Origin of the sequence: uncultured Novosphingobium sp. (assembly GCF_964277725.1) — a bacterium.
Classification (GTDB): Bacteria; Pseudomonadota; Alphaproteobacteria; order Sphingomonadales; family Sphingomonadaceae; genus Novosphingobium; species Novosphingobium fluoreni.
The window spans coordinates 1-10914 of the sequence record NZ_CAXYKL010000294.1 but is presented as its reverse complement, the minus strand read 5'-3'; the positions used below and the strand labels follow the sequence as shown (position 1 = coordinate 10914).

Here is a 10914-nt window from a genome sequence, read left to right as displayed (position 1 = left end):
GCGCGTGCGGTGTTCTCACTGGCGACGCGCACTTGCGCCAAAGCGCTGGAACGCTGCGCCGCGGCAGCGGCCAGCGCATCGCGCGCGTCGGCGATGTCGGTCGTCCGCACCGACAGCAGCGGCGTACCCGCCGTAACGCGATCGCCGTTCTGCACGAACACGCGCTGCACTTGTCCCGAATAGGGCAGGAACACGGGGGTCGAACGCGTCTCATCCACCGCGATCTGCCCGCTGGCTCCCGTGCGCGCATAGCCATCGTCCGCCCCGGCCGTCTCCAGCTTCAGGCTGGAGACCTGCCCCGGCGTCAGTTGCACGATCCCCGGCGGCAGCGGCACGGGCGGCGGTGGCGGCTGATTCAACCACGAATGGATCGCGCTGACACTCACCACCACCAGCGCCACCGCGGCGACGGATATGGCGAGTATCCGGATCTGCTTGGACCGGGACATCTCAGGCACAGCGTGGTCAAAGTTCATCGCAAGGCATCTTTTCTGCGAGTTCGAAGGGACGAATCATGCCGCCAGCCCGTTTCGGACGTGCGACGATCGGAGGATGCAATGGCCCGGCACTCTCGCCGAGCCGCTGTCTGTCATGTTAAATTTCCGTAATGCAGCACGCGAATGTTGCAGACGCGAGCACACTCTTCGCTTCGGAGATGGCAGGTAGACCGTCATCTCCGGACGATAGGGCTTATCGTGTTTCGATTTGTTCTCGCGTGCCCTTAGGGCTTGGCTTTACGCGGCGACCGAAGCCCGGCCCAACGCCGCGTAATGATGGAACAGCGCGGCAAAATGCTGCTCATGGCTCATCAATGATGATGACGTCCGCGTCCAATTTTCGGCGCTTTCGCAAAAGCTGCGCACGGCCTGCGACGCGGCGAAGCGGTTAGCGGCGCGATACGTCAGACCACCGCCGCCACCGGCGTGCTCCGCCGCGCCGCCCGCATCAGGTACGATCACCGGGGTGCCGCTGGCCCGCGCCTCTGCCCCGACGAGGCAGAAGGTCTCCGCCTCGCACCCATGGATCACCGCATCCGCACTGGCGAGGATCGCGGCGAACGCCTCCCGATTGCGCTGCGGAGCGAACAAGCGAATATGCGGATTGCCCGCTATAGCGCGCAGCACCGAGGCTTTCTCACGCCCGTCACCGAATAGCGCCAGGCCCACCGGGGTATGCCGGCTTGCCGCGGCGACGGCCTCCACCACCATCGGCCAGCGCTTTTCAGGGGCGAGCCTCCCGGCCCCCACCAAGAGCACGGCATCAGACGACAGGCCGCATTGCGCCAGCAGCAGGTTGCGCACCGCCGGGTCGCGCCGCTCGGGCGAAAACACGCCAGTCTCGACGCCCAACGGCAGCACCTTCACGCTGGAAACGCCGCCTTCCGCCATCCGCCGCCCCAGATCGCGATTGGCGCAGATCATGGTGGCGAAAACGCCGTTCAGCGATCGCAAGTGGTTCCAATACCGCGCGAAGCTGCGATCGATATTAGGGCGAGACAGGATCGGCCCGAACCAGCGATAGGCATAGGCTGACAGCGGATCGGCATGCATCACCAGGCTGCGCGGCGCAGTGCCTTGCCAACGCCCGACCATCGCCGCACTGCGCCAAGGGGACGATGCTTCCACGAAGTCCGGGCGCAGCTGCGTCAGCGCATCGTGCAACGCGGGCTCATCGTTGAAGTACCAATAGTTGCGATCCAGCGGAAAGCGCGGCGCGGTCAGCATCACGATCCGTGCACCGGGACCACGCTCGATCACCTCGGCCCGGTCACCGGGCGCAAGGATCGTGATGTCATGCCCCAGTCTTGGTGCGATCCGCAGTTTCTGTTCGGCATAAGTGCGCACACCGCCACCATGCGGCGTGTAGAACGCGCAAACGTCCACGATTTTCATGTCGGTAGCTTCCCGCCTTAGGATTGAGGGCGTTGCTTCAGCGGAGCGACGCCGAGGCCGCTGCGGTAATTGAGCACGATGGTAACAGGCGTCAGCCCACCGCCCGCCCGCGTCATCACGCTGGCGGCGTCGGGCTTGCCCCAGCCCAGCCGGGGATTGGCAGAAAAGCCGATGCCGTCCACCGTCCACTTGAACTTGCGGTCCATATCCCGGTCATGCAGCAGGGACAGCGCATAAGGTCCGGGTTGCGGCACCCGGATGCACATTCGCACCGGATCGCCCGTCGGCACAATTTCCTCCACCCGGCGGAAGACCTTGCCGGTTTCCAGCAAGACATTGTCATCCGCCAGGAAGTCCTGCCGAGTGGCAGGATAGACTTCCAGCTTCAGCCGTCCGACCCGGTCTTTCAGCCCAGAGACCGTGACGAGAAAGGCGGGGCCGCTCTCATCAGCGCGGCACTTGCCCTCTGCCTTGCCCAGATCGGGTGAGCTGGGCATCGCCACCGCAACCGTCGGCGCCGCAATGCTAATGGCTAGCGGAAGAAATGCCGCGCGCATCAACGCTCCTCCTCCACTCGCAGCAGATCGTTGATCACCAAACCCGTGCCGACCGCCAGGTGGACCAGCAGGATCGCCGAGGCCATCATCGTCATCAGCGCGGCAATGTCCGTCTCGCGGCCCAGCGTGAACACGGCGACACCGGCGAACACGATGTCCTTGTTGGGCACGAACGGCAGGCGCGAGATCAGCAGGCGAAGCGTCGCCAGGAACATCCACCAGGTCAGTGGCACGTTGGGCAGCACCATGTGCCACAGCAGCGCAGAAAGCCCCGTCATCAGCATGATGCGCGCCAAGTGGACCAAGGCGATGAAACTCAATTCCTCGCGCTCCAAAGAGAACAGGCGGCGGCGAAACGCCATCATCGCCATCGAAGTCAGCAGCACCAGGCTGAGCGATAGCACCACCGACCCGTTCTCCAGCCCCAGCGGCGTCGAGCGGATGAACGGCCAAGTGCAGATCAGCAGCGCCAGCGTCACCCCGTTGCCGACCATGGCGGACAGGATCGAGACGTCCTTGATCGCGGCAAAAGGCGCGGCGATCATCCGCGTCTTGCGTCGCGCCCAGGCGTAGAAATAGGCCTCGCCCAGATAGCCCAGCAGCAGTTCATTGCACACCAGCTTACGCAACAACGCCGTCATGCAGCCGGCGGGAAGATCCCACAGGCGGCGGTAGATCACCCATTCGCTTGCGGGCCCGGTCATGTAGAAAACCGCGAAGATCACCCAGAACGCGGGCGAACGCGGCACCATCGACGCGATTTGGCGGATGTTGATGCCACGCAGTTCCAGCACGATGCCCAGAGCGATCAGCGCGGAAAAGGCCAGCGGCAACATGGCCACACCCTTTATCCGGGACGCCGTATCTTGAGCGCGCAACTTCAGCGTTGGAACCTCACGAGGTTCCAGAGTAATGGTGTTGTTCAAGAGGAGAACCTTCTGGCTGTCTTCGCCGAACTTAGACTCCGCGAATATGGCACTTCCGCATTGTCGAGGGCGTGAAGACCGACAAATCGTTACGAGCAATGTCGATCGCCTCGCGCATGATGGCGATATACTTGTCTCGCGACTCTTCGATGACGAAATCGGCGGCGAAACTACGCGTGTCACGCGTGGCGATTGGAAGGGAGAGCGCATCCGTCATCCAGCGGGCCAGACCGTCGACATCGCCCACCGGCACCAGCACGCCGCGCCCGGCCAGCAATTCGCGCATGCTGGCCGAACAGTCTGTAGAGATCACCGGCAGGCCCGCCGCGATCGCCTCGATCACCACGGCGGGAACGCCCTCGTAATCCGAGCTTAAAACCATGCAGTCGGCCCGCGCCAGATAGGGATCGGGATCTGCGACGTGGCCGATGAAACGCACCTGCCGCTCGATGCCATAGTGAACGGCCTGCGCCTCCAGCTTGGCGCGTTGCGGGCCGTCCCCCACGATCGTCAGCGTGTCGCCGGAGCGGGCACCGCGCGCGAACGCCTCGAGTAGCAGAGCGAAGTTCTTTTGCGGCACCAGCCGCCCCACGGCCACGAAGCGCACGTCCATGCCCCGCGTCTCGCTTCGCGGGATGGCCATCAGCGCCTGCAACCGCCGCGTGGTGAGCGCCGGGTCCGGCACCATCGCCGTGCGGTGGGGGCCGACCGCCATGTGGTGCATGACCTCGGCCCGGCCAGGCGCGGCGATCGCCACGAAACGGTCGAACATCAGGCCCTGCACGCGCAGCCACGTATGATAAGCGGCGCGGCGTAACTTCGGCTTGTCCCGCCGTTCCAGATCGTTGCTGACCTTGACCACGATCGGTGGACACTGCTGCCCGTAGAACAGCCGCGCCACGGCGCACACCACCGCGTAAGTATTGCCCGCGCAGAAAATCACGTCCGGCCGATGGCGGCGTAAGTAGAGCAGCAGGCACCACGTCAGCCACAGCGATTCAAACGGCCCGGTCCGCATCCGGGTATGGCGCCGTTCGTAATGCAGCCGGGGCGCGTTGGCGCGATCGGCACCCTCGTCTCGCCCTAGCAACACCACCACCTTGTGCCCGGCCTCATGCCAGCTTCGCGCAAGGTTGAGGCCGACCCGCTCCACGCCGCCCGGCTCGAAGCTGTGGATCGGAATCAGGATCGATAAGGGCTGTTCCATGCCCGACAGACTCCGCACGCAAGCCCGACCCGCATTGGGCGTCTCGTGAGTGGCCTCTAAATCGGATTCAAGTCAGCATAGCGACTAACGACGCGCCGCGTCGCAAAGGCGGTGACGGTGCGTTCGATGCTGCGCAGCAGACTGGCCTTTGTGACATCGCCGGGGTGGACGGCGATGCGCACGGTCTGCAAGCCATGCAGAGCTTGGCGCGCCAACGCCGCAAAGGCGAGCGAGGACGCGGTACGTGCGGTGCTGCGGCTGGCCCAGGTGATCACCGGCCCGCGCGCCAGCGGTCGATCCTCCGCCCCCGGTTGCCACACGCGCATGTGATCCTCCGCCAGGGCAAAGCCACAGTCGACCAACGCCTCTTTCGCACCGTCGGAATAGAGCCAGGCCGGGGCGATAAAGCCGGCGGCGGGGCGGCCGGTGATATCCTCCACCAGCGCCTTCCCATCACGCATGCGGCGCGCCGCCTCAGTGCGAGACAGGCTGAGGAACTCCCCCTCCCCCGCCGTCATGTGCTTGGCCTTCAAGGCGGCTGTTCCGCTAAGACCCAGGCGGTCGACCGCGCTGTCCTTGTGAGTCCAGCCGTGGACGAACATTTCCATGCCTGCATCGGCCCAGCCGCGCAAGCGGGCCTGGAACGCGGGCGCGGCGCTGACCGGCGCACGGCTCCAATGATCGGGGACCACCAGCATCGCCAGGCGCGGGCCACCGGCCAGACCGGAAAGCAGGTCCGCCAGCCGATCCACCTCGCTTTCGAAGCAGGGGGCGACGTCGTGCACGGAAAGCAGCAGTCGTTTCATCACGCGGGTCCTGCGATCAAAAAGTAGCGTCGATCCCGAACCGGACCGAACGCGGACGCAGCGGCGTGGTCTGCGTGCCACCCGCCAGGGAGAAGGGATTGCCAAAGGCGAAGGTGTTGGCCCGGGAATCGAACAAGTTGCTGAAATCCAGCGAGAAGCCGAGACTGCCCAGCGCCAGCCTGCCGCCGATGGAGGCATCGTAGAATCCGCCTTGCGGCAAGTCGAAAGGTTCACGCACGGCCAATCGCGAGTTCCCGTTGTACCGCACTGCCGCATCCAGCCACAGATGCGCCCGGCCAAGGTCGTGGTCATACGTGGCGGCCAGGCGCCAGCCGGCGTCGGCGATATTGGGCAAGTCGCGATTGCGCACGCTGGCGTAATCGGGCGCAAGCTCTGACAAGTTGCTGGCCGTAACAAAGCCCGACGCGTCGATCGACACGTTCGGTCGCGGCTTCCACGCCAGTTGCGCGGACAGCGTGTGGACGGTCCCCGAACCGATGTTCGCAGTGTAGGGCAACCCTTGCAGATTGACGAGATCAGCCTGGATATCGTCCCACGACGCGTTCGCTCCAACTATGGAGCCGGTTAACCGGGACCCCGGACGGACTCCAAAGCGCATCCCCAGTTCCACCGTGCTGATGTGATCGCGCTCAAACCGCTCCGCCGCCAATCGGCCGCCAAGACCGGAAATCTGCAAGGCTCCCGGGCGGTATCCCTCTTGATAGCGGGCATAGATCAACCAGTTGGTACGTCGCCAGGACACCGCGGCACTGGGCAACCCCCGGAACTGGGTGCGACGCGATTCCGAATTGCGATCTTCCGCGCCCGCAAGCTTGCTGACTTGGCGCACATAACTCAGGCGGCCACCCAGTGTGACGTCAAGATGCCGGAACAGCGGCCAAGTGCCCTCGCCGAACAAGGCGGTGTCCAGAGTATCGTTGGTGACGCTGGCCAGCATCTGCGGCCGGTCCACAAGGCCTAGTTCGCGCGAGGATCGATCCTGGTTGAATAGCGCGCTCACCCCCCCGATCCATCGCCCGCGACCGTTGAACTGGCCAGACGCGCGGGTTTCGTGCGCCAGCAGGCTGATATCGTTAAGTTCGCTGTAAATGCGCGGCGCGCTGACGCCGGGAATGCGCGTGGCATCGAACGTTGTGTCATAATTCTGGCGCGCATAGCTGGTGGAGGAAACCAGTTCCGTCGCACCGGCAGCATGCTTTATGGCGATATTGACCATGCGGTAATCGTTGTCGAACGGCTGGGCGATCGCGGATGCGCGCGAAAGGGTACCGATCGCAGTATCCGCATATTGCCCATCGCGAGAGGAGATATTCTGGCTCACCAATCCCAGGTCGATCGTCCAGTCCGAAGCCGGCTTCCAGCGCAGCCCGGCCCTGACGCCGGTTATCCGATTGCGGTTGATGTTGGACAGTCGGCGCAACGTATCGTCGATATAGCCGCCTTCCTGTGATCCATAAGCCACCACCCGCGCTGCCAGCCGATCGCTGACGATCGGCAGGTTCGCCACCGCCGAAGCATCGAAGCCCGGCGCGCCATGCTGCGTGAGGCGGAGCCCAGCGGAGACCCCGCCCGATGCGCTTTCCAGATCGGGGGCACGCGGCACCAGTTGGATGATCCCGCCCAGCGTGCCCGCGCCATATAGCGTGCCTTGCGGACCTTCGAGCACCTCCACCCGCTCGATATCGTAGAGCAGCAGGTTGGGATCGGGCGCGCTGTAGATCAGCCGCGCATCGCCCAGATACTGGCTGATCGTGGCCTGGCTTTCACCATTGAAGCTGGAATCGGCGATGCCGCGGATGAACACCTTGTTGCGTCCGGGGCCCAGGTTGGTGGACGCCAGGCCCGGCACGTGATTCAGCACGGCGCTGGTACCATCGGCCCCGCCCCGCGCGGTGTCGGCCGGAGTCAGTTGCAGGATCGATATGCTGGCCGGATAGTCCGCCAGCGTGGCGCGCTGTTTGGTGCCGATCACGACGATGTCGGGCGCGCTCACCATCGGCGGCGGCTTAGAAGGCGCAGGGGCGACTGGGCGCACCGCCGGTCTGGGCGGCGGGGTAGAAATCCTGCCGATGCGTACTGTAGTGGGATCAACAAAGGTGAACGTCAGGCCGCTGCCCTTGAGTAGCCGCCGAAGCGCATCGGAGATCTCGTAGCGTCCCTTCAGCCCGCCCGTGCGCTGCGATATTTTCAGCGCATCGCTGATGGAGATCGAGACGCCTGCCTGCTGGGCATAGACCAACAGCGCGCCGGACAGCGAGCCCGCGGGGATGGAGAACTGGCGAACGCTGCGCGCTTGCGCGGGAGTTGCGATGAGTGCGCCGAGCGCCATTACACAACTTACGGCTGCCGCGATGTCACCTCGATATCGACCAGCCATCGGACGTCTTGGAAACCTTCAGCCTCAGCAGTTGGGCTACGCGTTGCCGCAGCGTGTCTCCATCGCCGTCGAGCTGAATCACGCCAGAGAAGGTCTCTTGCGCCAAGTTAGGCGCAAGCTCAACCGCAATACCGCGCGCCCGCGCCAGATCGCCCGCTACCTCAACCAGAGGTGCGCCTTCGTAGACCAGCCGCCCGTTGGTCCAGCTACCGATCGCCTCGGGCGGACGAGTGCCTTCGACGACGTTCGCGCCGCTGGCCTGCAGGGTATCGCCCGCATCCAATCGCATCCGGACTTGTCCGTCCTCGTAGCGAACCGCGCCTTCGGCCACTTCGACCTTCAGGGATTGCGGGCTCTTCTTCACGTTGAAGACGGTGCCGACATCGACAATCTTCTGGTCCGCCACCGTCAGCTCGAAGGGATCGGCAGCATCATGGTGGACCGAAAACTTCGCCTCGCCCGATTTCAATTCGGCGAAGCGCGGGTCCCGCCTGTCCAACATGATCTCGGTCGAGCCATTCAGGGCGATGCGGGTGCCGTCCGCCAGCGCCAGGGTGCGCGTCTCGCCCGGGGCCGTGCGCACTTCGTACGTCTGGTTCATCGCGCCAAAGCCGACCCATGAACCGATCGCAACCAGCGCGACCGTGGCCGCCATTGCCATCAGCCTGCCAGGCCGCCGCTGCACAGGGGTTGAGTCAGGCTCGTCGTTCGCGGACCAGACGGCAGGCCAGGAAACGGGATGCGTGGCCACCGACGGGGCAGGAGCAGCAAGCTCCCCCAGCCCCGCATCGGCATCGCTCACCGCCTCATAGGCGCTATTGTGGGCAGCGTCCGCTTCCAACCAGGACACGAAGCCGTCCCATTCGTCGAAGCCATCTTCAGTAAGGCGCAAGTGCCAGGCGATCGCCTGCTCGTGGACGAGATCGTCAGTCAACCGCATCTCCGATCCCTCCCTTGCTTGAAGCCGGCGCAAGACCGCCCTGTTCCTGTCTGTTCCGAATGACCAGAACGGCTTTGTAAGCGCGCTGCAGATGCTTTTCGACCGCGCTGAGGCTGATGCCCAGTTCCAGCGCGATCGCCTTTTGCGAATGCCCTTCGACGCGATACTGGCGAAATACGAAGGCCGTCCGCTCGGGCAGATCGGCCAGTTGCGCTTCCACCCGCTCCAGTTCGTCACGTCCGGCGAGCGCGGTTTCGGGATCGGGCGCAGCGTCCGCATCATCGCCGAAGCGGCGCTCTCCGATCCATTCGGCATCGCGGGCCTGCCGCCGCATCTCGGTGCGGCGGCGCGTGTGCGCCATGTTGTTGAGTATCTGAAAGAGATACGCCTTGGGTGTGCGGATCGGTCCAGTGGTGGTCGTGGCGATCTTGATGAACAGCTCTTGCAGCAGGTCCTCGGCATCCGCCTCGCTGCAACCACGCGCGCGCAGGAACCGCCGCAGTTCCGGCCGCATCGCCAGGCTGAGCTGTTGAAGGCCGGACTGTGCCGGAATATCCTGACCATGAGACGTCATCGTCGGCGACCCATGCCGTGTCGCGCCCGGGACGACAAGTGCCGGTGACCCGGCCGGGGAGCCACGCACGCTCAAGCGGCCAGCTCCACATCGGCGGATGACGTGCGCAAGCCGCTGTCAGCTATGTCATGCAAGGCAAGGCTGCGCCCCATCGACCGTTTCCATCCCAAGTCCGCGCAATAAGCCACGGACAGCACTGTGACGCCGCCGCTCGTCACGACCCGCACATCAAACTTTCACATGCGGCTTTTATCGGGGCGCGGCGTCGAAGCAGGTGGGTGCTTTGCTGCGGGGATATCGGGAGTTGCACATGTCTGGTGCGCGTTGGCTGATGGCGGCTGCGTTTCTAGCGGTTCTGGGAGGCAACATCGCCGGGCCTGCTCCGGCGGAGGTGTCGATCCCACGCGGCGCGATACCCCAGGCGATCCCCGGCGCTCTTTCGGTGATGACGTACAATGTCGCCGGCCTGCCCTTCCCCGTGGCGTTAAATCGCACAAGCTCCTTGCAAGAGATCGGCCTGCGCCTCGCCAACCTGCGCGAACAGGGAACGCAGCCGCACGTGGTGCTGCTGCAAGAGGCTTTCACGCCCGAGGCCAAGTCCATCGCGACCCTGGCGGGATATCGCTATGTCGCCTTCGGCCCGGCGGCGGCGGACGCGAACGACACCGCTCACACCGCGATGCCCGACGTGTTCCACAGCGCCGCCAGCTTCATCAAGGGCGAGACCATAGGCAAGTGGCAGGACAGCGGCCTGGTCGTCCTGTCGGACTTTCCGATCGTGCGCACCGCCAAGATGGCCTTCGCGCCCGACGCCTGCGCCGGGTATGATTGCCTTGCCGCCAAGGGCGTGCTGGTCACGTGGATCAGGGTGCCCGGCGCGTCAAAGCCAGTCGCGATCGCGAACACGCACCTTAACTCACGCAAGGCGACCGGCGTCTCCATCGCCCGCGCGGACATGGCCTATGCCGAACAATGCCGTGAGGTCCGGGCTTTCCTGGGCCGCACGGTCGACCGCGATACGGCCCTGGTATTCGGGGGAGACTTCAACATCGGCCACTTCGCCAATCGGATCGCGCTGACCACGGGTCCTGCTCCGCTAGTGCCGGGCGGCCAGGAAGTCATCGCGCAGGAAGCGGGCGTCGCCCCGCCCCGACCCGTTAACGCCGATCTCAAGTCAGTGATCAAACGCGGCAAGGACAAGCAATTCTACCGCCCGGCTTCGGGAACCTCGCTCACGCTGACGGACGTGCGCGTGCCCTTCGGCAGCACGGCGGGCGGCTTCAAGCTGTCAGATCACCTGGGCTACGTGGCGGATTATCGGGTCGGGCCGATCCGATAGAGCCGGCAAGCCATCACATGTGAAATGTGAGCGTGGCCGGCCCCTGCCCGCTATTGTCGAGCCATGATCGAGCAGGAATACCTTGCGGCAAGCCAGATTGCCGGAGCGAAAAACCATGCCGATGAAGTTCTTCTACGCGCCGGGTGCATGTCCGGTGGCCTCGCACATCACGCTCGAAGAGTGCGGCGCGCAATACGAAGGCATCGCCGTCAATGTCCTGAAGGGTGATACCAGCACACCCGAATTCCTGGCGATCAGTCCACGCGGGTTCGTCC

10 protein-coding genes are annotated in these 10914 nt (G+C 64.7%); 1 reads left to right on the top strand and 9 read right to left on the bottom strand.

Annotated elements, in window-relative coordinates; all coding sequences use genetic code 11:
• The 9 genes from ACHWRX_RS16360 to ACHWRX_RS16320 form a co-directional block, all read right to left on the bottom strand.
• Window positions 1-476: efflux RND transporter periplasmic adaptor subunit (locus ACHWRX_RS16360; protein ID WP_394659997.1), on the bottom strand; the 476-nt coding region annotated here is incomplete at its 3' end.
• 258 nt (window positions 477-734) lie between these two features.
• Window positions 735-1892 carry a glycosyltransferase gene (locus tag ACHWRX_RS16355; protein ID WP_394659996.1) on the bottom strand — a complete coding sequence of 386 codons (1158 nt, stop codon included), beginning with the start codon at window positions 1890-1892 and terminating at the stop codon, window positions 735-737.
• Between the two features lie 17 nt (window positions 1893-1909).
• Window positions 1910-2449: a DUF2141 domain-containing protein gene (locus ACHWRX_RS16350; protein ID WP_394659995.1), complete on the bottom strand. Its 540-nt coding sequence runs from the start codon at window positions 2447-2449 to the stop codon at window positions 1910-1912.
• Window positions 2449-3285 (bottom strand): hypothetical protein, encoded by an 837-nt coding sequence (locus ACHWRX_RS16345; RefSeq protein WP_183616312.1) that lies wholly within the window; start codon window positions 3283-3285, stop codon window positions 2449-2451. The genes ACHWRX_RS16350 and ACHWRX_RS16345 overlap by 1 nt, the downstream gene beginning before the upstream one ends.
• A gap of 121 nt (window positions 3286-3406) precedes the next feature.
• A complete protein-coding gene (locus tag ACHWRX_RS16340; protein WP_394659994.1) occupies window positions 3407-4582 on the bottom strand; it encodes a glycosyltransferase in 1176 nt (391 codons plus the stop codon).
• A gap of 56 nt (window positions 4583-4638) precedes the next feature.
• Window positions 4639-5388: a DUF2334 domain-containing protein gene (locus ACHWRX_RS16335; protein ID WP_394659993.1), complete on the bottom strand. Its 750-nt coding sequence runs from the start codon at window positions 5386-5388 to the stop codon at window positions 4639-4641.
• Window positions 5389-5404: 16 nt separating this feature from the next.
• A complete protein-coding gene (locus ACHWRX_RS16330; RefSeq protein ID WP_394659992.1) occupies window positions 5405-7738 on the bottom strand; it encodes a TonB-dependent receptor domain-containing protein in 2334 nt (777 codons plus the stop codon).
• Window positions 7739-7763: 25 nt separating this feature from the next.
• Window positions 7764-8726: a FecR family protein gene (locus ACHWRX_RS16325; RefSeq protein WP_394659991.1), complete on the bottom strand. Its 963-nt coding sequence runs from the start codon at window positions 8724-8726 to the stop codon at window positions 7764-7766.
• Window positions 8713-9300, bottom strand: coding sequence for an RNA polymerase sigma factor (locus ACHWRX_RS16320; RefSeq protein ID WP_058735889.1), 588 nt, complete (start codon window positions 9298-9300; stop codon window positions 8713-8715). Before ACHWRX_RS16320 ends, ACHWRX_RS16325 begins: the two co-directional genes overlap by 14 nt.
• 310 nt (window positions 9301-9610) lie before the next feature.
• Here ACHWRX_RS16320 and ACHWRX_RS16315 point away from each other — a divergent pair, with 310 nt between their 5' ends.
• On the top strand, window positions 9611-10639 hold the full coding sequence (locus ACHWRX_RS16315) for an endonuclease/exonuclease/phosphatase family protein (RefSeq protein WP_394659990.1): 1029 nt from the start codon (window positions 9611-9613) through the stop codon (window positions 10637-10639).
• Window positions 10640-10914: the final 275 nt, after the last annotated feature.